General features: G+C 67.7%; 30 protein-coding genes and 2 riboswitches. Of the genes, 11 read left to right on the top strand and 19 right to left on the bottom strand.

The annotated features are described in order from the left end of the window. Nucleotides 1–7 precede the first annotated feature (7 nt). The 5 genes from ACZ5M6_RS14290 (at nucleotide 8) to ACZ5M6_RS14270 (ending at nucleotide 2581) form a co-directional block, all read left to right on the top strand. Nucleotides 8–364, top strand: coding sequence for an AtpZ/AtpI family protein (locus ACZ5M6_RS14290; protein ID WP_054766274.1), 357 nt, complete (start codon nucleotides 8–10; stop codon nucleotides 362–364). A gap of 4 nt (nucleotides 365–368) precedes the next feature. Beyond that, the gene (locus ACZ5M6_RS14285; protein WP_054766273.1) at nucleotides 369–1157 is read left to right on the top strand and encodes a F0F1 ATP synthase subunit A; all 789 of its coding nucleotides are present in this window, start codon (nucleotides 369–371) and stop codon (nucleotides 1155–1157) included. Between the two features lie 63 nt (nucleotides 1158–1220). Then, the gene (locus tag ACZ5M6_RS14280; protein WP_054766272.1) at nucleotides 1221–1445 is read left to right on the top strand and encodes a F0F1 ATP synthase subunit C; all 225 of its coding nucleotides are present in this window, start codon (nucleotides 1221–1223) and stop codon (nucleotides 1443–1445) included. Between the two features lie 78 nt (nucleotides 1446–1523). Continuing rightward, nucleotides 1524–2066 (top strand): F0F1 ATP synthase subunit B family protein, encoded by a 543-nt coding sequence (locus tag ACZ5M6_RS14275; protein WP_152950727.1) that lies wholly within the window; start codon nucleotides 1524–1526, stop codon nucleotides 2064–2066. Then, nucleotides 2066–2581, top strand: a complete 516-nt coding sequence (locus ACZ5M6_RS14270) for a F0F1 ATP synthase subunit B (RefSeq protein WP_228184507.1) — start codon at nucleotides 2066–2068, stop codon at nucleotides 2579–2581. Before ACZ5M6_RS14275 ends, ACZ5M6_RS14270 begins: the two co-directional genes overlap by 1 nt. 88 nt (nucleotides 2582–2669) lie before the next feature. On the opposite strand, the gene ACZ5M6_RS14265 is transcribed toward ACZ5M6_RS14270, so the two are convergent. From ACZ5M6_RS14265 to ACZ5M6_RS14245, 5 genes are all read right to left on the bottom strand, one after another. Beyond that, nucleotides 2670–2813: a hypothetical protein gene (locus ACZ5M6_RS14265; protein WP_152950726.1), complete on the bottom strand. Its 144-nt coding sequence runs from the start codon at nucleotides 2811–2813 to the stop codon at nucleotides 2670–2672. Next, entirely contained in the window at nucleotides 2806–3135 is a 330-nt protein-coding gene (locus ACZ5M6_RS14260) for a hypothetical protein (protein WP_464158971.1), read from the bottom strand. The genes ACZ5M6_RS14265 and ACZ5M6_RS14260 overlap by 8 nt, the downstream gene beginning before the upstream one ends. 94 nt (nucleotides 3136–3229) lie before the next feature. Next, nucleotides 3230–3700: a DUF6789 family protein gene (locus tag ACZ5M6_RS14255; protein ID WP_054766268.1), complete on the bottom strand. Its 471-nt coding sequence runs from the start codon at nucleotides 3698–3700 to the stop codon at nucleotides 3230–3232. Between the two features lie 142 nt (nucleotides 3701–3842). Beyond that, nucleotides 3843–4247, bottom strand: coding sequence for a hypothetical protein (locus tag ACZ5M6_RS14250; RefSeq protein ID WP_224764434.1), 405 nt, complete (start codon nucleotides 4245–4247; stop codon nucleotides 3843–3845). Nucleotides 4248–4463: 216 nt separating this feature from the next. Beyond that, the gene (locus ACZ5M6_RS14245) at nucleotides 4464–5387 is read right to left on the bottom strand and encodes an SDR family oxidoreductase (protein WP_336967740.1); all 924 of its coding nucleotides are present in this window, start codon (nucleotides 5385–5387) and stop codon (nucleotides 4464–4466) included. Between the two features lie 77 nt (nucleotides 5388–5464). Between ACZ5M6_RS14245 and ACZ5M6_RS14240 the strand changes: the two genes are divergently transcribed. Beyond that, nucleotides 5465–6076, top strand: a complete 612-nt coding sequence (locus ACZ5M6_RS14240) for a TetR family transcriptional regulator (protein ID WP_464158970.1) — start codon at nucleotides 5465–5467, stop codon at nucleotides 6074–6076. A gap of 27 nt (nucleotides 6077–6103) precedes the next feature. On the opposite strand, the gene gcvPB is transcribed toward ACZ5M6_RS14240, so the two are convergent. From gcvPB to gcvT, 4 genes are all read right to left on the bottom strand, one after another. Further along, nucleotides 6104–7672: an aminomethyl-transferring glycine dehydrogenase subunit GcvPB gene (gene gcvPB / locus ACZ5M6_RS14235; protein ID WP_183214850.1), complete on the bottom strand. Its 1569-nt coding sequence runs from the start codon at nucleotides 7670–7672 to the stop codon at nucleotides 6104–6106. A gap of 14 nt (nucleotides 7673–7686) precedes the next feature. Then, nucleotides 7687–9033 carry an aminomethyl-transferring glycine dehydrogenase subunit GcvPA gene (gene gcvPA / locus ACZ5M6_RS14230; RefSeq protein ID WP_464158969.1) on the bottom strand — a complete coding sequence of 449 codons (1347 nt, stop codon included), beginning with the start codon at nucleotides 9031–9033 and terminating at the stop codon, nucleotides 7687–7689. Nucleotides 9034–9168: 135 nt separating this feature from the next. After that, nucleotides 9169–9534, bottom strand: coding sequence for a glycine cleavage system protein GcvH (gcvH, locus tag ACZ5M6_RS14225; protein WP_191554309.1), 366 nt, complete (start codon nucleotides 9532–9534; stop codon nucleotides 9169–9171). Nucleotides 9535–9544: 10 nt separating this feature from the next. Then, complete coding sequence (gcvT, locus tag ACZ5M6_RS14220; RefSeq protein ID WP_464158968.1) at nucleotides 9545–10663, bottom strand: glycine cleavage system aminomethyltransferase GcvT; 1119 nt, start codon at nucleotides 10661–10663, stop codon at nucleotides 9545–9547. Nucleotides 10664–10718: 55 nt separating this feature from the next. Further along, a riboswitch (glycine riboswitch) is annotated at nucleotides 10719–10804 on the bottom strand. Between the two features lie 3 nt (nucleotides 10805–10807). Then, a riboswitch (glycine riboswitch) is annotated at nucleotides 10808–10903 on the bottom strand. A 157-nt stretch (nucleotides 10904–11060) separates the two neighbouring features. Here gcvT and ACZ5M6_RS14215 point away from each other — a divergent pair. Together ACZ5M6_RS14215 and ACZ5M6_RS14210 are read left to right on the top strand one after the other, a co-directional pair. After that, nucleotides 11061–12032, top strand: coding sequence for a class 1 fructose-bisphosphatase (locus ACZ5M6_RS14215; protein WP_054766261.1), 972 nt, complete (start codon nucleotides 11061–11063; stop codon nucleotides 12030–12032). Further along, a complete protein-coding gene (locus ACZ5M6_RS14210) occupies nucleotides 12029–12664 on the top strand; it encodes a nicotinamidase (RefSeq protein WP_444572566.1) in 636 nt (211 codons plus the stop codon). The genes ACZ5M6_RS14215 and ACZ5M6_RS14210 overlap by 4 nt, the downstream gene beginning before the upstream one ends. Nucleotides 12665–12852: 188 nt before the next feature. Here ACZ5M6_RS14210 and ACZ5M6_RS14205 read toward each other — a convergent pair whose 3' ends face one another. The 9 genes from ACZ5M6_RS14205 to xseA all read right to left on the bottom strand — a co-directional run bounded on the left by ACZ5M6_RS14205 (nucleotide 12853) and on the right by xseA (nucleotide 20872). Next, the gene (locus tag ACZ5M6_RS14205) at nucleotides 12853–13869 is read right to left on the bottom strand and encodes an adenosine deaminase (RefSeq protein ID WP_464158967.1); all 1017 of its coding nucleotides are present in this window, start codon (nucleotides 13867–13869) and stop codon (nucleotides 12853–12855) included. Further along, nucleotides 13859–14290: a type II toxin-antitoxin system VapC family toxin gene (locus ACZ5M6_RS14200; protein ID WP_054766259.1), complete on the bottom strand. Its 432-nt coding sequence runs from the start codon at nucleotides 14288–14290 to the stop codon at nucleotides 13859–13861. Before ACZ5M6_RS14200 ends, ACZ5M6_RS14205 begins: the two co-directional genes overlap by 11 nt. Beyond that, the gene (locus ACZ5M6_RS14195; RefSeq protein WP_054766258.1) at nucleotides 14287–14526 is read right to left on the bottom strand and encodes a FitA-like ribbon-helix-helix domain-containing protein; all 240 of its coding nucleotides are present in this window, start codon (nucleotides 14524–14526) and stop codon (nucleotides 14287–14289) included. Before ACZ5M6_RS14195 ends, ACZ5M6_RS14200 begins: the two co-directional genes overlap by 4 nt. A 24-nt stretch (nucleotides 14527–14550) precedes the next feature. After that, nucleotides 14551–15375: a PIN domain-containing protein gene (locus ACZ5M6_RS14190; protein ID WP_260171131.1), complete on the bottom strand. Its 825-nt coding sequence runs from the start codon at nucleotides 15373–15375 to the stop codon at nucleotides 14551–14553. A gap of 82 nt (nucleotides 15376–15457) precedes the next feature. Next, nucleotides 15458–17260: an arginine--tRNA ligase gene (gene argS, locus ACZ5M6_RS14185; protein WP_464158966.1), complete on the bottom strand. Its 1803-nt coding sequence runs from the start codon at nucleotides 17258–17260 to the stop codon at nucleotides 15458–15460. Beyond that, nucleotides 17260–17928, bottom strand: coding sequence for a Tat pathway signal sequence domain protein (locus ACZ5M6_RS14180; protein WP_182714913.1), 669 nt, complete (start codon nucleotides 17926–17928; stop codon nucleotides 17260–17262). Before ACZ5M6_RS14180 ends, argS begins: the two co-directional genes overlap by 1 nt. 64 nt (nucleotides 17929–17992) lie before the next feature. Beyond that, the gene (locus ACZ5M6_RS14175; protein WP_201462916.1) at nucleotides 17993–18559 is read right to left on the bottom strand and encodes a DUF3035 domain-containing protein; all 567 of its coding nucleotides are present in this window, start codon (nucleotides 18557–18559) and stop codon (nucleotides 17993–17995) included. A gap of 111 nt (nucleotides 18560–18670) precedes the next feature. Then, entirely contained in the window at nucleotides 18671–19177 is a 507-nt protein-coding gene (gene lspA, locus ACZ5M6_RS14170; protein ID WP_152950713.1) for a signal peptidase II, read from the bottom strand. A gap of 57 nt (nucleotides 19178–19234) precedes the next feature. Next, entirely contained in the window at nucleotides 19235–20872 is a 1638-nt protein-coding gene (gene xseA / locus ACZ5M6_RS14165) for an exodeoxyribonuclease VII large subunit (RefSeq protein WP_464158965.1), read from the bottom strand. Between the two features lie 112 nt (nucleotides 20873–20984). Between xseA and purD the strand changes: the two genes are divergently transcribed. The 3 genes from purD to ACZ5M6_RS14150 are packed head-to-tail and all read left to right on the top strand — an operon-like array spanning nucleotide 20985 to nucleotide 22754. Beyond that, on the top strand, nucleotides 20985–22259 hold the full coding sequence (gene purD / locus ACZ5M6_RS14160; protein WP_464158964.1) for a phosphoribosylamine--glycine ligase: 1275 nt from the start codon (nucleotides 20985–20987) through the stop codon (nucleotides 22257–22259). Nucleotides 22260–22290: 31 nt separating this feature from the next. Continuing rightward, complete coding sequence (locus ACZ5M6_RS14155) at nucleotides 22291–22491, top strand: hypothetical protein (RefSeq protein WP_007442400.1); 201 nt, start codon at nucleotides 22291–22293, stop codon at nucleotides 22489–22491. Further along, nucleotides 22479–22754: a type II toxin-antitoxin system RelE/ParE family toxin gene (locus tag ACZ5M6_RS14150; RefSeq protein ID WP_292137071.1), complete on the top strand. Its 276-nt coding sequence runs from the start codon at nucleotides 22479–22481 to the stop codon at nucleotides 22752–22754. The genes ACZ5M6_RS14155 and ACZ5M6_RS14150 overlap by 13 nt, the downstream gene beginning before the upstream one ends. A 3-nt stretch (nucleotides 22755–22757) precedes the next feature. Here ACZ5M6_RS14150 and ACZ5M6_RS14145 read toward each other — a convergent pair whose 3' ends face one another. Continuing rightward, on the bottom strand, nucleotides 22758–23444 hold the full coding sequence (locus tag ACZ5M6_RS14145; protein WP_464158963.1) for a murein L,D-transpeptidase catalytic domain family protein: 687 nt from the start codon (nucleotides 23442–23444) through the stop codon (nucleotides 22758–22760). Nucleotides 23445–23531 lie beyond the last annotated feature (87 nt).

Raw genomic sequence — 23531 nt, 5'->3', positions numbered from 1 at the left:
GTCCCCAATGTCGGAATCGCGCGAAGAGGCGATCAAACGCCTCCAAGACAGCGCATCCGCGTTGGAGGACAAGACGGTTCAGAAGGCGTCGGAGCACCTCGCGGCTCAGGCGGTGACGAGCCAGGCCTACAAGATCGTCGCCGAACTGCTCGGCGGGGTCTTCCTGGGCTTGGGGCTAGGTTTTGGGGCGGACCGACTGTTTGGGACCAATCCCTGGGGTATCATCGGCGGAGTCCTTCTGGGCTTCGCCCTGTCGATTTACATGGCGCGCCGCACAGCCAACCGGCTGATGGCGCAGGCGAAGGCGAGCGGGATCGAACCGAAATCGGTCCCCTTCGACGACGAGGAAGACGAGGACCGATAGGCTGATGGCCGATCCGCTTCACCAGTTTAAGATCCAGCCGCTCGTCGATTTCGGCGCGGTGAACCTGCCTGTCTTCGGCCACACCCAGCTGGCGATCACCAATTCGCACGTCGCCATGACGGTCGCCTTCGTGGCCATCGTCCTGTTCCTGCAACTGGTCACCTCGAGCGCCAAGGTGGTGCCGGGACGGTTGCAGACGGCCGGCGAAAGCCTGTTCGACATGATCGACGGGGTGACCGATTCCATCATCGGCCACGACGGCCGCAAATATTTCCCGTTCGTCTTCAGCCTGTTCCTCCTGGTGCTGGTGATGAACCTGTTGGGCATGTTCCTCAGTTTCACCGCGACGTCGCAGCTGGCGGTTACGGTCACCTTCGCCGCCCTGACCATCCTGCTGGTCATCGGCGTGGGCTTCCTGAAGAACGGCCTGGGCTTCTTCAAACTGTTCTGGCCGGCCAGCGCGCCTCTGGTGCTGCGCCCCGTCGTCGGCGCGATCGAGTTCCTGTCCTTCCTGCTGCGTCCGGTGACCCTGGCTCTTCGTCTGTTCGGCAACATGCTGGGCGGCCACGTCGCGCTGAAGATCTTCGCCGGCTTCGTCGTGGCCCTGGGCGCCGGCGCCTTCGTCGGCGAGGGCCTGGGCCTGTGGGGCCTGCCGATCGCCGCCCTGTCGATGACCATGGTCGTCGCCCTGACCGCCCTCGAATTCCTCGTCGCCTTCCTTCAGGCGTTCGTGTTCGCCGTTCTGGCCAGCATCTATCTCAATGATGTGGTCAACCTGGGTGAAGGCCATTAAGGCCCGGCCCAGTTCGAGAACTCCCTTCTTCCAACCCACCTGACTGAAACAAGGATACTCACCATGGAAGCTGAAGCCGCCAAGTACATCGGCGCCGGCCTGGCCACCCTCGGCATGATCGGCTCGGCCATCGGCGTGGGCAACATCTTCGCCAACTTCCTGAACGGCGCGCTGCGCAACCCGTCGGCCGCCGCCTCGCAAGTCGGCAACCTGTTCGTGGGCGCGGCTCTGGCCGAAGCCCTGGGCATCCTGGCCTTCGTGCTGGGCATCCTGATCCTGAACTCCTGATCTATCCGGGGTTTAGGGCGGCGGCGGCTTCTCGCTGAGGCCGTCGCCGCCTTTCTGCTTTTCGGACGAACGGACACCATGGCCGCACCCAATTCTAACGACACGCACGCGACCACCGAGGCCGAAGGCCACGGCGGCGGCGGACTGCCCCAGTTCGAGACCCAGCACTGGGCCGGGCAGATGGGCTATCTGCTGGTCCTGTTCTTCCTGCTCTATTTCCTGATCGCCAAGGTCTTCGCGCCGCGCCTGCGCCGCGTCATGGATGAACGTCGCGAGACCATCTCGGGCGCCGTCGCCACCGCGCGTCAGGTCCAGGCCGAGGCCGCCGAACAGGCCGCCCAGGCCCAGGCCGATCTGGCCAAGGCCCGCGCCGACGCCCGCGCCACCGCCGCCGCCGCCAAGGCGCGCGTCACGGAAGAAGCCAACGCGCGCCAGGCTGCTGAAGAAGCCGTGGTCAATGCCCGCATCGCCGAAGCCGAGGCCGCCATCGCCAAGACCCGCGACGCCGCCATGGGCAATGTCTCGACCATCGCCTCCGACGCCGCCGCCGCCATGGTGGAGCGCCTGACCGGCCAGGCCGCGACCAAGGCCGAACTCGACCTCGCCAAGGGAGCCGCCTGATGAACCTGATCTTTGAACCGGGCATCTGGGACCTGTCGAATCCCGAGATCTGGGTCGGCGTCGGCCTGCTGATCTTCTTCGGTATTCTGATCGCCGTCGGCGTGCCCAAGATGGTCGCCGCCCAGCTGGACGCCAAGGGCGCCAAGATCCAGGCCGACCTGGACGAGGCCGCCCGTCTGCGCGCCGAGGCCGAAGCCCTGCTGGCCCAAATCCGCAAGGAGAAGGCCGAGGCCGAGGCCCAGGCCGCTGATATGATGGCCCAGGCGGAAGCCGACGCCCGTCGTCTGGAAGTCGAATCCAAGGCCAAGCTGGAAGAGACTCTGGCCCGTCGCCAGAAGATGGCCGAGGCCCGCATCGCCCAGGCCGAGGCCCAGGCGTCCGCCGAGGTCAAGGCCGCCGCCGCCGACCTGGCCGCCAAGGCCGCGGAACAGATCCTGGCCGCCCGCCTCGCCGGCGGCGCCAAGGATCCGCTGCTGGACGCCGCCATCGCCCAGATCGGCGACCGCCTGAACTGACGACCTCAAGTCTGACCGGGTCTCAACGCCCGTCCTTCGGCCGAAATCGCTCTGGCGGTTTCGGCCGAAGTCGTTTTGGGGCGGCCCCTCAGCGCCCGATGACGCCGCTGACCGTCAGAACCACAGCGATCATCACCAGGATGAAGACGATGACCCCGCCCATGATGCGGAAGGGCGGGCCGCTTTCACTGCGGCGGCTGAAGCCGTCCGGATCGCGGTCGGGTTCAGTCATCGGTCTGCATCGGCTGCGGGGGCGGCGTCGAGGTGGTGGAGCCGTTCAGGGGCGTGCCGTCGCCGCGCACGGCAGACTGGCCGCGCAGGGCCGGATTGTCGCCGGGCGCCACGGCGGGCGCGCTGGGCGGGACGGCACCGCCGGGCGGCGGCACGACGGCCGGTTGGACTACGGCCGTCTCGCTGTCGCTGGCGGCCTGAGGATTTCGCCATATCACCTCCGCGACGAGGTAATAGGCGACCAGGGCCAGGACCACCCCGCCGATCAGCAGAGGCTCCCAGCGGATGCGCCCTCGGCGCGTCGGATCTTCCTTGCGGTTCATCGCAGGGGAAGCCGTCGGCCCACCGTCCGGTTCGTCTGTGTAGAAAGCCGGACGCAGGGACGGCCTGGAGACCAGGCCGTCCGGCCCGCCGAGATCAGTGGGCCGTGGCGCCGCCGATCACATGGGGCGTCTGGCGCTTGTCGCGCGCGACCAGCCGGGCATAGACATTGCCCAGGACGATCCCGAACACGGCATGGGTGACCAGAAGCCAGGCGATGGTGCCGAAGCCCGAGCCGGCGTTGAAGGTACGGTAGTCGCCGACGATGAAGACGCCGGCCATCATCACCACCCAGGCGCCGACCGCAAAGACGATGCCCTTGGTCTCGGGCGTGTCGGTGGGCAGTCGCGGGCAGAGGTAGGCGAACAGGGGGCCCAGGATCAGCACCCCGGCCACCGCATGAAGAACCCAGCCCACGGCCAGGGCGTCGGGCATGCCGATCAGGGCGGCGATGACGCTCTGGAACGGGTCGAACCAGTTCAGGAACAGATTGGGTATTTCCAGCAGGGACACGGCGACCGTGGCGGCGAAACCGGCGATCAGACCTTTTTGTAAGCGTGACATCATGACCTTAGCGCCTCCCAACGCTTTTCTGGTTCTCTGATAACGCTGGGACAGAATACGCCTGACTCGGACGGTCGGCGTTCACGTTGCCGTGGTTAGCGAACGCAGCAACGCAAGCGCGAAATGATCGCTGATGCGCGCGCGGTCAGCGGAACAGTTTGCGGATGTAGCGGCGAAGGCCCTTGCGCAGACGGATCAGGCCGCGCCGACGCCGGGTCAGGATCACCTTTTCGGCGCGCAAGGCCTGTTGCCAGAAGACCGGCGCGAACTCCGGCTTTTTCCGCATCAGCCGCCGGAAGGGATAGACCCATTTGGGCCGGGCGTACTGGGCGCGGATGAACTGTCGCTTGGCCCAGAAGGAGCTCTTCAGGATCAGCATCAGGCCGACCGCGATCACCGGGACGCCGCCGGGGCCGGGCAGGGGGGCGATCAGAATGCCAAGCAGGACCACGAACAGCCCGCCCGCCATCAGGGCCCAACGCTTCAGCACCCGCAGCTTGCGGCTGCGAGGCGAGGCGGAGGACAGGACGAGAGCGGGTGCGGAGATCACGAGGGCGCCGGGAGGGAGGAGGACTGACTGAGGTGTGACAACGGTCGCCACGCCCACCCGATCCCAAGCCGGGAAGGGAAAGAGCGACCGTGGCGAGGTTGTCACATAACCCCTTAAGATCCGGTTCGATGGCCGATCCGTGGCTTTCCTATGAAGCTTTGGTCATGAAGCCGGATTGTCGCAGTCTGTGTCCCACAGGACGCGGCTGGGCCTTGGTCAGCCGTAGTGGACGCCGGTCAGGCGTTCGGACTCGGACCACAGGGCGCGGGCGGTTTCGACATCCAGCGCCTGGGGCTTGATGAGGGCGCGGCCGGGCGCACCCCGCATCTCCTGCCAGCCCTGAGGGCCGTAATAGGCGCCGGGTTCGGCCTGGGGCAGGGTCGCCGCCATCAGAATCGGCAAGGCGCCGTCGGCCGCCGAATGGCTGGCCACGCGCGCCAGAAGGCGGCTGACCAAGGCGAAAAGTCCGGGCGGGCTGCCGGCGTGGCCGTTGGCGATCAGATCCGTCCGGGCGAAACCGGGATGGGCGGCCACGCTGGTCAGGCCCCAATCTTCGCGATCGCTGCGGCGCTGAAGCTCCAGGGCGAACATCAGCATCGCCAGTTTGGACTGCTGATAGACGGGCCAGGGCCGGTAACCGGAGCGATAGTTCAGATCTCTGAGCTGAATCCGACCGCCGCGATGGGCCACGCTGGACAACTGCACCACTCGCGCCTGAGCCGCCGTCAGCAGTGGCAGGAGCCGGCCGGTCAGGGCGAAGTGGGATAGATAGTTGGTTCCGAACTGCATCTCGAAACCATCGATGGTCGTTCGGCGACGGGGCACGGCCATGACGCCCGCATTGTTGATCAGAATGTCGACCGGCCGACCCGCCGCCAGGAGGGCCTCGGCGAAGGCGGCGACAGAGCTGAGGTCCGCCAGGTCCAGCCGTTCGAACCGCACGAGGGCCTCAGGGTGGCGACTGCGGATCAGCCTTTCCGCCTGATCGCCCTTGTCCGGATTGCGCGCGGCCAGAACGACCTCGGCGCCCTTTCCAGCCAGAACGAGCGCCGCCTCCAAGCCGATGCCGCCGGTCGCCCCGGTGATGATGACCAGCTTGCCGCTCTGGTCGGGAATATCGGCTGTCGTCCATTGGGTCATTGCGGCTATCCTGGGGTGAACTGAATTTCCGAAGGGCTCCGGCTTGCATATCTGCATCCGGTGCAAATATGCAAGAAGTGCAAGAAAAAGTTTTTCCTGACGAGCAGGGTCTGCGTGCGCGGAAGCGGCTGGAAACCCACGCCCGCATTCAGGCCGAAGGCCTGCGGCTGTTCATCGAAAAGGGATTTGACGGCGCCACCCTGGACGAGGTGGCGGCGGCGGCGGGCGTATCGCGCCGCACCCTGCTGAACTATTTCGGCTCCAAGGAAGAGATCGTCTTTTCCCTCAAGGCCCAGATCCCTGAGATGATCGCCCAGGCGGTGGCGGCCCGGCCGTGCGACGAACCGCTGCTCGATATGGTGGAGGGGGGGCTGGCCGATGTCGCCGCGCGCTTCCAGACGCCCGACATGCTGGACCTGACGCGGCTGATCCATCAGACGCCCGCCCTTCAGGCCGGTGATCACGCAAAGTATGAAGGGGTGGAGCGGCTGCTGGCCCAGACGCTGGCCGAGCGGAAGGGATTGGCCCCGGACGACGTCGCCTGTCGCGTCGCGGCGGCGATCGGCGTCAGCATCATGAAACTGGCCGGCGAGGCCTGGCTCGCCCATCCGGGCGAAGGGCCTGAACGGTTCGGCCGCGAAGCCTTCGCCGTCCTGAGACGCATGGCGGGCCAGCGTCCGCCGCCCTGATCCAGGACGGCGGACGCCAAGAGCGGCTTAGGCCGCCTGGTTCGAACCCGCAGGGGCGGTCCAGCGCAGCACCGGCGAGCGGGCGGCGCGGGTTTCGTCCAGACGACGCAGGGGGGCGTGGAAGGGGGCGCCCTTGAAGCGGTCGACGTCGCCGGCCTTGGCCGCCTGGGCCAGCAGGCGCATGGCCTCGATGAAGCGATCCAGCTCGGCCTTGGACTCGGTCTCGGTCGGCTCGATCAGCATGGCCCCGTGGACGACCAGGGGGAAATACATGGTCATCGGGTGGAAGCCCTCGTCGATCATCGCCTTGGCGAAGTCGAGCGTGGTGACGTCCGTGCCCTTCAGCCATTCGTCGTCGAACAGGGCCTCGTGCATGCAGGGGCCGTCGGGGAAGGCTGCGCTCATCAGGTCCGACAGGCGGGCCTTGATGTAGTTGGCGTTCAGCACCGCATCCTCGGCGACCTGACGCAGGCCGTCGGCGCCGTGGCTCATCATGTAGGACAGGGCGCGCACATACATGCCCATCTGCCCCTGGAAGGCGCACAGGCGGCCGAAGGCCTGGGCTGCGTCGCCTTCTTCCCGTTCGATCAGCGCGTAACCGCTATCGTCATGCACGACCCAGGGGGCGGGGGCGAAGGGCGCCAGGGCCTGTGACAGCACCACCGGACCCGCGCCCGGCCCGCCGCCGCCGTGCGGCGTCGAGAAGGTCTTGTGCAGGTTGATGTGCATGGCGTCCACGCCCAGATCGCCCGGACGCACCCGGCCGACGATGGCGTTGAAGTTGGCGCCGTCGCAGTAGAAATAGGCGCCCGCCTCGTGCGTCAGGCGGCTGATTTCCAGAATGTCGCGCTCGAACAAGCCGCAGGTGTTGGGGTTGGTCACCATGATGGCGGCGACGTCGTCGCCCAGCTTGGACGCCAGGTCGGCCACGTCCACGCGGCCGTCCTCGGTCTGGGCGACCTCGACGACGGTATAGCCGACGAAGGCGGCGGTGGCCGGGTTGGTGCCGTGGGCGCTGGTGGGCACCAGCACCTTGCGGCGCTTCTCATGCTGGCCCGAGGCCTCGTGCGCGGCGCGAATGGCCATCAGGCCGCACAGTTCGCCGTGCGCTCCCGCTTTCGGAGATAGCGCGACGGCGGGCATGCCGGTCAGGGTCTTCAGCCAATGGGCCAGCGTATCCATCAGCTCCAGCGCGCCCTGAACCGTCGACATCGGCTGCAGGGGGTGGATGTCCGAAAAACCGGCCAGACGCGCCATCTTCTCGTTCAGGCGCGGGTTGTGCTTCATCGTGCACGAGCCCAGCGGATAGATGGCCAGGTCGATGGCGTGGTTCTTCTGCGACAGGCGCACATAGTGGCGCATGGCCTCGGGCTCCGACAGGCCGGGCAGGCCGATCGGATCCTTGCGGACCAGGTCGCCCAGGTCCGACGCATCGGTCTTCGGTTCGGGCAGGTCGACCCCGGTCTTGCCCCAGCCTTCGCCTTCGAAGATCAGCGGCTCGTTCTGCAACAGGCCGCGCCCGCCGGTCAGGGTGGCGGGCTTGGTCTGTACCTGGTTCGGGGCGGTCGGGCGGCCGACGGTGTTCATGGTGCTCATGGTCTTGTCTCCGCTCAGGCCGCCAGCACCTTGGCGAGGGCGGTCGCCAGGAGCTTGATGTCGGCGTCAAGGGTGGTTTCGGTCGCAGCGACCAGCAGGACGTCGTCCATGCCGGCGTCGGGTGCCAGGCGGCTGTAGGGCACGCCGGCCAGGACGTGATGGGCGGCCAACTGATCCACGACCTCGGCCGCGTTCTTGGGCAGGCGCACCGCGAACTCGTTGAAGAAGCGGTCGGTCAGGATTTCGACGCCCGGAACGGCGGCCAGGGCGTCGCGCGTGGCGAGGGCCTTCTCGTGGTTCAGCAGGGCCAGTTTGCGCAGGCCCGTCTCGCCCAGCAGGCTCATGTGGATGGTGAAGGCCAGGGTGCAGAGGCCGGAATTGGTGCAGATGTTCGACGTCGCCTTGTCGCGGCGGATGTGCTGTTCCCGCGTGGACAGGGTCAGGACGAAGCCGCGCTCGCCGTCGGCGTCCACGGTCTCGCCGGTCAGGCGGCCGGGCATCTGGCGGATCAGCTTCTCGCGCGTGGCGAACAGGCCGACATAGGGGCCGCCGAAGTTCAGTGCGTTGCCGATCGACTGGCCCTCGGCGGCGACGATGTCCGCGCCCATCTCGCCGGGCGACTTCAGCAGGCCCATAGACACGGCTTCCGTCACCACGACGATCAGCAGGGCGCCGGCTGCATGGGCGGCCTCGGCGATCTTCGTGACATCCGTTGCGGCACCGAAGACGTTCGGGGTCTGAACCACGACGCAGGCGGTGTCGGGACCGATCTGGTCGATCACGGCGGCCTCGGCGTCGACGGCGGGAGCCAGGACTTGCGTCTCGACGCCGACGGCGTGGACCACGGTCTCGGTCGCCTTGACGTAGTGGGGGTGGACGCCGCCCGAGATCACCGCCTTGTTGCGACGGGTCACGCGGGTCGCCATCAGCACGCCCTCGGCCATGGCGGTCGAACCGTCATACAGCGAGGCGTTGGCCACCGGCATGCCGGTCAGGTTCGCCACCTGGGTCTGGAACTCGTACAGATACTGCAGCGTGCCCTGGGCGATTTCCGGCTGATAGGGGGTGTAGCTGGTCAGGAATTCCGACCGCTGGATGATGTGGTCCACCGTCGCCGGGACATGGTGTTTGTAGGCCCCTGCGCCGCAGAAGAAGGGCACGGCGCCGGCCGTGGCGTTCTTGGCCGCCATGGCGAACAGGGCGCGCTCGACCTCCAGCTCGCCCGCCACCCGGGGCAGGTCCACGGGGCCGTCCAGACGCGCCGCCTCGGGCACGTCCACAAACAGGTCGTCAATGGATTTCACGCCGATGGCGGCGAGCATCGCCGTGCGGTCGTCGGGCGTCAGGGGGAGATAACGCATTGCCGGTTTCCTTCACCCGTCATCCTCGGGCTTGACCCGAGGATCGGATGTTGTGCGGCTCGTGCGTCTAAGGCTTCGCACGAGTGGTTGATCCTCCGGCCCTCGGGTCAAGCCCGAGGGTGACGGAGTTTGAGATTAGAGGGTGGCGAGGAAGGCGTCGTAGGCGGCCTGGTCCATCAGGGCGTCCAGCTCCGAGACGTCCGACACCTTGATCTTGGCGAACCAGCCGTCGCCTTCCGGAGCGGCGTTGACGGTTTCCGGGGCGGTCGACAGGGCGTCGTTGGCCTCGACCACCTCGCCCGAGACGGGGGCGTAGACGTCGGAGGCGGCCTTGACGCTCTCGACCACGGCGAAGCTGGCGCCCTTGGCGACGGTCTTGCCGACCTCAGGCACTTCCACGAACACCACGTCGCCCAGGGCGTCGGCGGCGTGTTTGGAGATGCCCACGGTGGCGATGTCGCCGTCCAGGCTGACCCACTCGTGATCCTTGGTGAACTTCATGATCTGATCCTCAGACGGTCTTCGGTTTGCGGTAATAGCGTTGCGCCACGAAGGGCATGGCGACGACTTCGGCGGCGGCGGACCTGCCGCGCACGATGACCTTCAGGTCCGTGCCCAGGGCCGCAAAGGCCGGCGGCACGAAGCCCATGGCGATGTTCTTGCCCAAGGTGGGGGAGGGGCCGCCCGAGGTGACCTTGCCGATGACATTGCCGTCTGCGTCGGCGATCTCGGCGCCTTCGCGGGCCGGGGCGCCTTCCTTGACGATCAGGCCGATGCGGACGCGAGACGGGCCATCGGCCAGTTCCTTCAAGATGCGGTCGGCGCCGTTGAAATCCGCCCGCTCCTTGCGCGACTTGGACAGGGCGAAGGTCAGAGCCCCTTCGACCGGCGAGGTCGTCGGGTCGATGTCGTGGCCGTGCAGCGGCAGGCCGGCCTCCAGGCGCAGGCTGTCGCGGGCGCCAAGGCCGATCGGCTTGACGCGGGCGTCTTCCAGCAGGGTGTTCCAGACGCGCTCGGCCTGGTCCGCCGGGACCGAAATCTCATAGCCGTCCTCGCCGGTATAGCCCGAACGCGAGACATAGCAGTCGACGCCGAACAGCATCAGCCGGGCGCATTCCATGAAGCCCATTTCCGCCAGGATCGGTTCGTGGGCGGCCAAGACCTCGGCGGCCTCCGGCCCCTGGATGGCGATCAGGGCGCGGTCGTCCAGCACCGTCAGCTTGGCGTCGCCTTCGAGGTTCGCCTGCCAGAAGGCGAAGTCCTCGTCCTTGTTGCCGGCGTTGACGACGACGAACAGGCCGTCGTGATCCGGGCGGCCGGCCATCAGGTCGTCGATGATCCCGCCGTCCTTGTTCAGAAGCAGCGAATACTTCTGCTTGCCCGCCTTCAGGATTTCATAGTCGCCGGGCACGAACCGCTCGAACTGGGCGGTGGCGTCGGCGCCGGTGATCTTGCACTGGCCCATGTGGGACACGTCGAACAGGCCGGCGTGTTCGCGGGTCCAGCGGTGCTCGGCCAGGACGCCCTCATATTGGACCGGCATGTCATAGCCGCCGAAGCCCACCATCCGGGCCCCCAGGGCGCGGTGCGCGGCGTTCAGGGGCGTGATCTTCAGGGTCTGATCGGTCATGGTTCAGGCTTTCACGGTCGCGTGTTGTGGCGGAGCTCCGCCGTCCTCGCGCCCCCGCTGTCCTGAAGCCTGAGAGATTCCGGCGACCAAATCATGTCGCCTTGCTCCGTCGGCGCGCCCGTGAAGAGCGGCTTTCCAGCGTCCGTATGCTTCGCGGTCCGTTTGCCTGAGCGTTTCCGGGGCGGTTGCGCCTTCGGCGTCGACCCGCCGAGGCGCGCCGATCTCTCCCGCGAGAGCAATCGACCTAAGCCACCGACTCCGGCCGCAAGTCAAGCGCAGGCGTGTTTTGACGCCGCCTTGTCGCACTTCCTGACGTCCGGCGTCGGCTCGCCCTTGCTCTCCCTGCGTCCGCCCGCCAAGAACGGAGCGTCCCTCTCCGCCGCTCCGGACCGATCCCATGACCGCCGACCGCACCCGCCTCGACGCCCACATCGCCGCCCTGGAGGTTCCGGAAGGGCTGAAGACGGTCCTGACGGTCGCCGCCGCCACCTGCGCCGACATCAGCACTCTGGTCGCCGGCGGCGCCCTGGCCGGGGCCTTGGGCGCCTCGGGCCAGATCAATGTTCAGGACGAGGAGCAGAAGAAGCTCGACGTCATGACCAACGACATGCTGACCGACGCCCTCCTGGCCTGTCCCGCCGTCGCGGGCGTCGCCTCCGAGGAAATGGACGAGGTCCAGCCGGCCTCCCATTCGACCGGCGAATATCTGGCCCTGTTCGATCCGCTGGACGGCTCGTCCAACATCGACATCAACGCCATGGTGGGGACCATCGTCTCGGTGCTGAAGTCCGCGACGCCTTCGCCGACCGAGGCCGACTTCATGCAGCCGGGCCGCAATCAGGTCGCCGCCCTCTACGCCCTGTACGGCCCCCAGACCATGCTGGTCCTGACCACGGGCGCCGGGGTCAAGGGCTTCACCCTGTCGAACGACGGCGACTGGATCCTGACCCACGACGCCATCGCCATTTCGCCGGACACCAAGGAGTTCGCCATCAACATGTCGAACCTGCGCCACTGGGCCGAGCCGGTGCAGCGTTATGTCGACGGCGTGCTGAAGGGCGCGGACGGCCCCCGGGGCAAGAATTTCAACATGCGCTGGGTCGCCGCCATGGTCGCCGATGTCCACCGCATCCTGATGCGCGGCGGTGTCTTCCTGTACCCCTGGGACAAGCGGGAGCCGAACAAGCCCGGCAAGCTGCGCCTGATGTACGAGGGGAATCCCATGGCCTTCCTGGTTGAACAGGCCGGGGGCAAGGCGACGACGGACGGGGTTCAATCGATCCTCGACATCCAGCCCGAGCATCTGCACCAGCGCATCCCCGTCGCCCTGGGCTCGGCCAACGAGATCGACGCCTACGCAAGCGCATGATGAAGATCGGTCCGACTGACGCCCTTCTGGTCATCGACCCGCAGAACGACTTCTGCGAGGGCGGGTCTCTGGCGGTCGCGGGCGGGGCGGGGATCATGCCGCTGATCAACCGGCTGGCCGAACGGTTCGACTGGGTGGTCCTGACCCAGGACTGGCACACGCCGGACCAGATTTCGTTCGCCTCCAACCATCCCGGCGCGGCTCCCTTCACCGAGATCGAGGTCGCTTACGGCCGCCAGATGCTGTGGCCGGACCACTGTACCCAGGGCTCGCCCGGCGCCGACTTCCATCCCGACGCGGCGCCCACGGTGCAAAAGGCCCTGGCCGTGATCCGCAAGGGCTACAACCCGGCGGTCGATTCCTATTCCGGCTTCTTCGAGAACGACCATCGCACCCCGACGGGCCTGGCCGGCCTGCTGCGCGACCTGGGCGTGACTCGCGTCTTCCTGTGCGGTCTGGCCTTCGACTACTGCGTCCGCTTCACCGTCGAGGACGCGGTGCGCGAAGGCTTTGAGGCCGTGGTCATCTCCGACGCCAGCCGCGCGATCACGCCACAGACCGAGGCGACGGCGCGGGACAGTTTCCGGGCGATTGGGGTGGCGGAGGTGGGGGCGGCGGCCTTCCTCGGCTAAACCCCTTTTTCTTTCGTCATTCCGGGCGAAGCGCAGCGGAGACCCGGAACCCAGCGGCGCGCGAGAGCGCGAAACTGTCGCGGACGCGCTGTTCCAGCACAGTGCGGCGGACCCATTTCGCCTTCGGCGCCGCTGGGTTCCGGGTCTTCGGGCCAAGCAGGCCCTTCGCCCGGAATGACGAAAGGACGTCAGCCCGCCTTGGCGTAGGCCTCTACCTCCGCGACGAACGCCGCCTTCTCCGCCTCGCCCAGGAAAGACCCCTCGAAACTGTTCTTCGCCAGCAGCGTCACCTGTTCCTTCGTCAGCCCGACCGCCGCCGCCAGCCGGCTGTAGTTGTCGTTCACGTACCCGCCGAAATAGGACGGATCGTCCGAGTTCAGGGTGACGTGCAGGCCCCGGCGCAGCATCTCGGGCACGGGGTGGTCCTTCAGGTCGTTCACCACGCACAGTTTCAGGTTCGACAGGGGGCAGACGGTCAGGGTCATCTGCTCGCGCGCCAGCCGCTCCACCAGAACCTCGTCCTCCATCGAGCGATTGCCGTGGTCCATTCGGTCGATGTGCAGCAGGTCCAGCGCCTCGTGCACATAGGCCGGCGGGCCTTCCTCGCCGGCATGGGCGCACAGTTTCAGGCCCAGGTCGCGGGCGGCGGCGAAGACGCGCTGGAACTTGGACGGCGGATGGCCGACCTCCGACGAATCCAGCCCCACCCCGATGAAATGATGTAGATAGGGCTTGGCCGCCTCCAGGGTCGCGAACGCCTCTTCCTCGGTGAGGTGCCGCAGGAAGCTGAGGATCAGGCCCGAACTGACGCCCAGTTCCGCCTTGGCCCGGTCCATCCCCGCGATCAGCCCCTCCACCACCACGCCGAAGGGCACGCCCCGGTCGGTATGGGTCTGGGGATCGAAGAAGATCTCGGCGTGGCGCACGTTATCGGCGGCCGCCCGCTGGAAATAGGCGAAGGCCAGATCTTCGAAATCCTGGCGCGTCAGAAGGACCGCCGCCCCGGCGTAATAGATGTCCAGGAAGTCCTGCAGATTCGAGAAATCATAGGCCGCCCGCACCGCCTCGACGCTGTCGTAGGGGATTGAGACCCCATTGCGCTTCGCCAGCTCGAACATCAGCTCCGGCTCCAGCGAGCCCTCGATGTGAAGGTGCAACTCCGCCTTGGGCAGGCCGGCGATATAGGCGTCGAGGTCAGTCGGCATCGAGGACGGTCTTCCAGTTTGATAGATTGAGCACGCGGACAGATGTGCGCTCGAGCGTCGCTTTGGACATCAGTTTGGCGTCGGCGGTGATCAAAGGCAGGCTCAGGCGTTCAGCAAGGGCCAGATAGAAACAATCATAGACGGCATGGTCGAGCGCGCGACCGATATCGAACGCGCGCGAGGCCAATCCATAGGCGGGCGACAGGCTTATGTTCGCTCGCTCAATCGCCCCGAGGGCCAAGACTGCGTCGTCGGCTTGGTATTCCTGACGTCGAACCTTCTTCCAGAACACATTGGCGCATTCCACGAGCAGAAGGTCCGGCGCAGCCAAAGGCTGAAAACGGAGGTCGAGCGATTCGTCCGCACCATCCTCCTTCACGAACCATTTGATCACGACGCTGGAGTCGATGATCGCCTTCATCTTTCGTCGCGGCTTTCCCGAACCAGAATTTCGGACGGCGTGTGGCTGAATCCGGCCGAACGCGCTCGCAGCTCATCCGACACCTGGATCCAGTCGGACCTGTCCGCCATCTCGACCGCCGCAGCCGCCGTCAGAATGGCTCGCACTTCCGCTTCGGCCGAACGGCCGTTGCGCGCGGCCCTCTGTTCCAGGGCGCGGACCGTTTCTTCATCAAGATTGCGGACATGGAGGTTCATGACGACGCGATCATATCATCTCGGCTAGGCGTTCGACACCACCAGCCGCAGATGTCCAGCCTTGGTCTTCCCCGCGTCGTTCGTCGGCGGCGGATCGGGGGGCGGGGGCAGGCTGGGGCGGGCGCTCCAGGCCTCGGGCCGTTCGACCCAGCCCCTGGCCGTCTTCAGCCGGTCGGGCAGCATGGACCCGGCCAGCAGATTGGGCCCGATCCCGACCAGTTCGTCGGTCCAGGCGGCGATCTGGCGATTGTGCGCCCGGCCGGGCGGGGCGACGCTGACGATCCGCTTTTCCGGATAGGCCTCGCGCACGTACCGCACGGTGGCGGCGTGGTCGCCGTCGGTGGTCAGCAGATAGACGGAATCGACCCGGTTCGCCGCCACATCGTCCGCCACCGCCAGGGCCAGGTTGACGTCGCTCTGCTTCTCCGTGGACGCGCTCCAGACATTGCCGCAGGCGCGGCAGTGTTCGCCATGGACGATGAAATGGCCCATCAGGCAACGAACCTTGCGCGCCCTCAGCGCCGCCTCATAGCGGAACAGGGCCTCCATCCGCGAGCGGGATTGGGGCTTGTGGGCGCTGACCCAGACCACGCCGGCCAGCCGCTCCGTCGGATCGATCAGGCCCCGCCCCAAGGCCTGCAAGTCCAGCCACAGCCATTCGCGCCGCTTCTGGTTCAGCAGGGCGTGGAAAAGGTTGTAGCCGTCCACATAGAGGATCGCCCGGCGCTTCAGGAACGGCGGCGTCAGATCGCGGGGGCCGAACGGCCGCAGGGCGCCGTCCGCCACGCGGATGCGTCCCCGATGCTGACCCCAGCGACGCCCCTTAGACTGCTGACCGCCGGTCCCCATCCGTCGACCGCTCCCTGAACCCGGCGAAGGTTAATCAGAGCTGAAGAGCAGAGTCCGCGTCTTTCAGGTCACAGAACGGCGGTCACATCCGTTCGGGAGTCTCGATCCCCAGCAGGTTCAACGCCGTTTCCAGCTGCAGCAGCGCCGCCGCCGACAGGGCCAGGCGCGAGGCCCGCGTCGCCTCGTCCGGCGCCACCAGCACCGGGCAGGCGGCGTAGAATTTCGAGAACGATTGCGCCACCCGATAGGCGTGCTCGGCTGCCAGATGCGGCATCCGCTTGTCATAGGCGTCCGACACGGCGGTCGAGAAGGCGTCCAGCGTCAGGGCCAGATCGCGCTCGGCCTGTTCGGCGATGACGATGGCGCCAGGCGCGGCGCCCTGTTCGGCGGCCTTCCTCAGCAGGGATTTGATCCGGACCGACTGGTACAGCAGATAGGGGCCGGTCTTGCCCTCGAAGCTCATGAACCGGTCCAGGTCGAAGACGTAGCTGGTGGTCCGCGCGTTCGACAGGTCGGCGAACTTCAGGGCGGCGATGGCCACCTTGTGGGCGATGGCTTCGAACTCTTCCGGCGACAGGTCGTCGCCCAGCTTGGCCTCATGCAGACGCTCGCGCGCCTTGTCCGTCGCCTGATCGATCAGGTCGCGCAGCTTCAGCACCCCGCCCGCGCGGGTCTTGAACGGCTTGCCGTCGGCGCCGTTCATGGTGCCGAAGCCCAGATGCTCCAGCGACCCTTCCGCGGCGTAGCCGGCCAGATAGGCGGCGCGGAACACCTGTTCGAAATGCTCTGCCTGGCGTTCGTCGACGACGTACAGGGCCAGGTCCGGCGCCAGGGCCTTCTTGCGGTCCAGGATCGTGGCCAGGTCGGTCGTGCCGTACATGGCCGAGCCTTCCGAGCTGATCACCAGCAGGGGCGGGGGCGAGGGCGTCTCGATCACCGAGCCGTCGGCCAGCTTCTTCTTGCGGGTCTCGCCCGGCTTGGCGACATGGACCACCTGGGCGCCGTCGTCCTCGACCAGCAGGCCCTCAGCCTTAAGATGGGCGATCATCTCGTCCATCAGGGGATCGGCGTCGCTCTCGCCGTTCCACAGGTCGAAATCGACCGACAGGTCGCCGTATTCGCGCTTCAGGGCCTCACGGCTGACCGCCACGAAATGCGACCACAGGGCGCGATAGCCGGGGCGGCCGTTCTGCAGTTCCGCCGTCGCCTTGCGGGCGCGGTCGCGAAAGGCCGGGTCTTCCTTGGCCTTGCCGGCGGCCTGAGGATACAGCCGGTCCAGATCGGCCAGGGTCACCGGGCTTTCGGCGGGGAAGGGGCCGTCGCCGTCGGCCATGAAGGCGTCGGCCAGACCCTCGTCGCCGCAGGCCGTGATCAGCAGCCCCATCTGGAAGCCCCAGTCGCCGAAATGGGCGTCGCCGGTCACATGATCACCGCGGAAACGGAAAAGCCGCTTCAGGCTCTCGCCGATGATGGCGCTGCGCAGATGGCCGACGTGCATCGGCTTGGCCACGTTCGGACCGCCGTAGTCGATCACCACCTTGCGCGGCTCGGCCACGAGGGCGGCGCCCGCGTGTTCGGCGTCGGCGGCGACTTCGGCGGCGCGTTCCGCCAGAACGGCGTCGGCGATCTTCAGATTGATGAAGCCGGGCCCCGCCACCTCGACCGAGGTGAAACGCGGATCGGCGTTCAGCCGCTCGGCGATCTTGCCGGCCAGTTCGCGCGGATTGGCCTTCAACGCCTTGGCGGCGGCCAGGGCGCCGTTCGACTGAAAGTCGGCCAGATCCGGCCGGTCGGACGGGGTGACGCGAGCGAGAGCCGGCTCCACGCCTTCGGCGGCGAAGGCGGCGGCGACCGCTTCGCTGAGGACGGTCTTCAGATCAGACATTACTGGCTCGGCGCAGAGGCTTGGGCGGCTCCGGCGTTGACGCGGAAGCGACTGCCGGACCGGTTGAACTCGGCCATTTCGGGCGTGACGTCGAACCCGATCAGAACTTCGAAATTGCCGCCGCTGGTTGTGGCCTCGGCGCGGGGAATGATGATGGTCCGCTGTTCGTGGACCGAGGCGGTGCGCGATCCGTCGAACTTCACCGGCAGGTCGAAATATTCCTTGGCCAGGACCGCGCTGTTCCGTTCCGTCACCGCGACCCAGTAACGATAGGTCTTCTGGTCCTCGGTCGCCTGGGCGCCGCGGCCCAGCTGGAACAGGATGTCCATGTCCAGCCGGATCGGATCGGCTTCGCGATATTCGCAATCGGCCGAGACGCCTTCGATCTCGCCGGTGTAGCCGACGTTGGCGATGGCGGCGCGACCGCCTTCCAGCTCCACATAGCGGGCGGCGTCGTACAGCACCTTGACGAAGGGGCAGGGGCCGGCGTTGGCGCGGCGGCGCAGGGGCGCGATCCGGGGCGCGCGGGTGGACGGCGCATTCTCCGACCCGTCCGCCTGCTGTCCGCTGGAACCGCGTTGACGCTGACGTTGCTGCGCCTCGGCGGCGACAGGCAGGACGGAGGCCGCGATGGAAACGGCGGCCAGGGCGGTGAGCAGGCGACGCATCAAATGATTTCCGACAGCGAAAGGACCAACGCCGCAGCCGGCGTCCGACAAGGGTTCGACCGGTTTACAGACCCGGCAGTTTGAAACCGCCGCTGCGACGCGGGGTGATGGTGATGGCCTCACGACCGCCCGTCAGGGCCTGAAGCCGGGCGGCCTCGGTCGAGGCGTCGATCGTCTGCTGGCCCTCGGCGGTCTGGCGGGTGGTGGCCGCCTGGGTCGAGGCGTCGTCCTTGCGCCAGAACATCACGCGGTTGGCGAAGCTTTCGTCCTTGTGGGCGATGTCGCCGAACTCGTCGTCGACGACGTAGCGGGCCAGGGGGTCGGCCTGATCGGCGCCGGCCTGGGCCACCAGGACCTGTTCGCCGGGGGTGCGGGTGACGGCCTGACGCTGACCCAGCAGGATCTGACGCGCGGCGCTTTCGGGCGCCAGTTCCTGCGGGCGGGGCTGGCCGGGCGCAGGCGGACGCAGGCCGTATTCCGGCGGCACGCTGAGCGGCGCGGTGGAGACGGTCACGAACTCATCCGGCACGACCTTGGTCAGGCCGATGCCTTGCTTGAGGCTGCCGCAGGCCGAAACGGCGAGGGCGGCTGAGGCGGCGAGGGTCAGGACGGCGACGCTGCGGATACGCATGGGTTCAGGCTCGATCGGCTGATGCACGGAACGCCTCTGCGGGCGCTGTTGGCATAGTGAAGACGGGGTGATTACGACTTTTCGGGGGCCGCGCCAACCTTGCAGCCGTTTTCAGGCCTTGGAGGCCCGGTCGGACAGGAAGCTGTCGATGATCAGAAGGACGACGCCGATGGTGATGGCGCTGTCGGCGACGTTGAACACCCAGGGAAAGACGCCTGTGCCCGAAACGTCGATGAAGTCGACCACATAGCCGAACCGCACCCGGTCGATCACATTGCCCAGGGCGCCGCCGATCACCAGGCCGATGGCGGTGATCAGCAGGCGGCGATCGGCCCGCGTCGCCCACCAGGCCAGGGCGCCCGAGACCAGGACGGAGAAGATGGTCAGACCCCAGCGCGCCTCGCCCCCGCCGAACAGGCCGAAGCTGACGCCGGTGTTCTGGACGAAGGTGAACCGCAGGATCGGCGGGAAGACCTCGGCGAAGACGTAGCCGACGGGGATTTGCTCGATCGAGGCCACGTCCGGCAGACTCAGGATCCAGGCCTTGGTCAGCTGGTCCAGGACGATGATCAGAAGGGCGAAGCCATAGGCGGCGAAGGCGATGCGGGGGATCTTCATGCGGCGGCGGTTAGCAGGAAGCGGCTCAGGGGCGAAGCGGAAAAGCGGGACCGGACGTCAGAAGAGGTCGCCCTGGTCCGGCGCCGGTGGCTTGGGCCGAGGCGTCGGTCGTGGGGTCGACTGAGGCTTCGACTGGGGCGTCGCAGAGGGCGGCGTCGGCGAAGGGTTATGCGCCGCGCCGTCGATGACGGCCTCGCGGGCGCCGTCGCCGAACACCAGTCGGACAGTCTGGCCCGATTCCAGCCCCGCCGCTGCGGTGATCCAGCCACCGTCGGCGCGCTCGACCCGGGCGAAGCCGGGTTTGGGGCGGCTGGGATCAAGCGTCGCCAGGGCGCGGGACAGGGCGTTCAGTCGGGCTCGGTCGCCGTCCAGTCGACGGGGGATGACGCCCTCCAGGCGCGCGGAGACCGCGTCCAGCCTGGCCTGGCGCTGGTCCAGGCGGCGGTGCAGCGGTTCGGGCGACAGGCGGCCGCCGATCTGCAACAGCCGTCGCTCGCCGCGCGCGACGCCCGCCTGAAGCGCCGCCCCCAGCCGGTCCCCCGCGCCGCGCAGTCGATCCTGACCCCGCTCGATCCGGGTCCGCAGCAGCCCGGGGCTCAACTTGCCGCCGGTCACGGCCAGACGGCGTTCATGCAGGGCGATGTTGCGTTGCAGGCCCGAACCCAGGCGGCTGGACACATGGTCCAGCCTCTGTTGCGCCAGGGCCGTCAGGTCCTCCGGCCGGGCGGGCAGTCCGCGCGCCACGGCGCGCAGCCGGGTCCGTCGATCCTCGATCAGCCGCCCGCCCGCCAGAACCAGCCGTCGATCCAGGTCGGCGACGGCGTATCTCAGGTCGGCCAGCACAGGCGTGGCCATCTCGGCCGCCCCCGTGGGCGTCGGCGCGCGCCGGTCGGACACGAAGTCGATCAGGGTGGTGTCCGTCTCGTGTCCCACGGCCGAGATGATCGGAATGCGCGCCGCCGCCACCGTGCGGGCCAGCCCCTCGTCGTTGAAGCACCACAGGTCCTCTACCGACCCCCCGCCGCGCGCCACGATCAGCAGATCCGGCCGGGGGATGGGCCCGTCGGGCGTCATCGCATCAAAGCCGCGAATGGCGTTCGACACCTGGCCGCACGCCGCCTCGCCCTGGACCACCACAGGCCAGACGATCACCCGGCACGGCCAGCGTTCGGCGATTCGGTGCAGGACGTCGCGGATCACCGCCCCGGTCGGGCTGGTGATCACCCCTATGGTGCGGGGAAACGGAGGCAGGGGCGTCTTGCGTTCCGGCTCGAACAGGCCCTCGTCGCGCAGGCGAACCTTCAGCCGCTCCAACTGGGCCAAGAGGGCGCCGGCACCCGCCGCCTCCATGCTCTCGATCACGATCTGGTACGAGGACCGCGCGGGATAGGAGGTGATCTTGCCGGTGACGATGACCTCCAGCCCCGCCTCCGGCTGGACGCCCAGGCCGCGCACCGATCCCTTCCAGATCACGCCGTCGATGGCCGACTTGTCGTCCTTCAGGGTCAGATAGACATGGCCCGAGGCGTGACGATTGACCTTGGACACCTCGCCCCTCAGCCGGACGTGGCCGAATCGCTCCTCCAGCGTCCGCTTCAGGGCAAAGGACAGTTCCGAGATCGACAGGGGCGGATTGTTGTCGCGCGGGGCGGCGGCCTCGGCTGGGCCTTCGAACACATAGGAGTCGTCGCTCATGACGCCACTCTAGCCCGAGGCGGATCGTTTTCGCACCCGTTTCGAGGGGGGAGGGCGTATCAGGGCGACCCCGCGCTTGACCGCCTCGCGCGGTGCGGTCATTGCCGACCTTATGAACATTCTCCTCGTCGGATCGGGCGGGCGTGAACACGCCCTGGCCTGGAAGATCGCCCAGTCGCCGTTGGTCACCCGCCTTGTCGCCGCGCCCGGCAATCCTGGGATCGAGGCCGTGTGCGAGCTTCGTCCGGTCAAGGCCGACGACGCCGAGGGCCTGGCGGCCCTGGCGCGCGAGATCAAGGCGGACCTGGTGGTGGTCGGGCCGGAGGTCGCCCTGGCGGCCGGTCTGGCGGACCGGCTGGCCGCCGCCGGCATCCCCTGTTTCGGCCCCACCGCCAAGGCCGCGCAGCTGGAGACGTCCAAGGCCTTTTCCAAGGCCTTCCTGGAGCGTCATTCCATCCCCACCGCCGGCTACGGCGTCTATGAGACGGTTCAGGAGGCCAAGGCCGCGCTCGACGCCTTCCAGCCGCCCTATGTCATCAAGGCCGACGGCCTGGCCGCCGGCAAGGGCGTGGCCATCAGCCCGGATCGCGCCGACGCCGAGGCCGAGGTCGAGCGGATGCTGGGGGGCCGGTTCGGCGCCGCCGGCGCCCGCGTCGTGATCGAGGAGTTCATGGACGGAGAGGAGGGCTCGCTCTTCGCCCTGTGCGACGGCCGACAGGCCCTGCTGTTCGGCGGCGCCCAGGATCACAAGCGCGCCTTCGACGGCGACTTAGGGCCGAACACCGGCGGCATGGGCGCCTATTCCCCTGCGCCCGTTTTCACCGCCGACCTGGTCCAGCAGGCTGACGAACGCATCGTTCAGCCCACGATCCGCAAGATGGCCGAGGAGGGGGCCCCCTATCGCGGCGTTCTCTACGCCGGGCTGATGGCTACGGCCGACGGACCCAAGGTGGTCGAGTTCAACGCCCGCTTCGGCGACCCGGAATGCCAGGTGTTGATGATGCGGATGGCCGGCGACATCGTCCCCTATCTGCTGGGCTGCGCGCGGGGCGACGTCTCCGGCCTGCCGGCGCCGGCGTTCAAGCCCCAGACGGTCATCTGTGTCGTCATGGCGGCCAAGGGCTATCCCGACAGTCCGCTGGAAGGCTCGATCATCCGCGGCGCCGATCAGGACTTCGGTCCCCATGTCCAGGTCTTCCACGCCGGCACCAAGCGTCGCGACGACGGCCAGCTGTGCGCCGCCGGCGGCCGCGTCCTGAACGTCTGCGCCGAGGGCGACGACATCGCCCAGGCCCGCGAGCGCGCCTACGCCGCCATCCGCCAGATTGACTGGCCCGGCGGCTTCAACCGCTCCGACATCGGCTGGCGGGCGCTGGAGCGGGGCTGACCGTATCGGCGGGGTGTGGTAGGCTCGCGCCATGGCTGATCCCGCGTACCACGAAGATGACGACGAGCCGGGCGTCTTCGACATCGCCGACGACGCGGCGGACGAGGCGGCGACCCTGCGTGGTCTCGCCGACGCCGAGGCGGGACGGGTCGTGAGCCATGAAGCCGTAAAGCGGTGGCTTCTGTCTTGGGGAACGGACAATCCGCTCCCGCCGCCGAAATGCGGCGAGTAGTCTGGACCGAGCAAGCTCGGGAAGACCTGATCGCCATACAATCCTATGTGCAAGGTTTCAGCCCGCCGGCGGCGATCCGCCTGGCGGTGCGCCTGATCGATCTGGCCGAAAGTCTGAGCGCCTTTTCGGATCGCGGCAGGCAAATACGCCATGGGCTTCGCGAGGCGGTCTCGATCCGCCCCTATGTGATCCGCTACGCCATCCTGCCCAGCGAGATTCGCATAATCACCATCCGCCACTCGGCCCGACGGCCCGAGGGATAAGCCTTACGCCCAGGCGAACAGCAGCCGGCCTTCGCCCATCCGCTCGCGCAGCTCCGGCAAGTCGGTATGGGCCACCGAGAAACAGCCGTAGCTGCGGCCCAGCTTGCCTTCGCGCGCCAGGAAGTCCGGGTCGGCGTAGTCGGCGCCGTGGACGATGATGGCGCGCTCGCGGGCCTTGTCATTGGTGTATTCCAGCCCGTCCAGCAGGACGTTCGGCCCCTGCTGCTTGCCCCAGCTGGCGCCGGCCGTGGCGTAGGCGCCGATCGAGGACATGTTGGAATCGGGCGTGTTGGAAAAGCGGCGCGCATAGCCGGAATGGTCGGGGTCGGAGCCCCGGCCGTGGCAGGTCCGCAGCACCTTGACCTCGCCTGCGATCAGATCGACCTCGTACAGCCGCTCGTCGCCCGAGAACTTCTTGAAATCGACCAGATACATCCGGTCACGCAGGGGGAGTTTGCGGTGGTGGATGTCCAGGGCCGCCATGGCCCGGTCCATCAGATCTTTCGGAACGGCGCCGCGAGGATCCAGCGGCGGCGGGGTCACGCTGACGGTCTGAACCGGGGGAACGACCACCGGGGCCGCGACGGGCGGGAGCGCCGCCGTCGTCACGGGGGCCGTGGCGCTGGCGCTGGCGCACCCCGCCAGCATGGCCGAGCCGCCCAGAATGAGTCCTCGTCTCGAAAGCCGCATGCGACGCCCTCGTTGCGGTTTGTCTTCGGAGGTGTTTGTTTCAAACCGTTACGACCGAGGCAACCTGAGCCTTGTGGGGCGATTTTG

The organism is Brevundimonas sp. Br13, assembly GCF_055391505.1.
The sequence above is the reverse complement of the archived record's forward strand: the minus strand, read 5'-3'. Positions and strand labels throughout refer to the sequence as shown.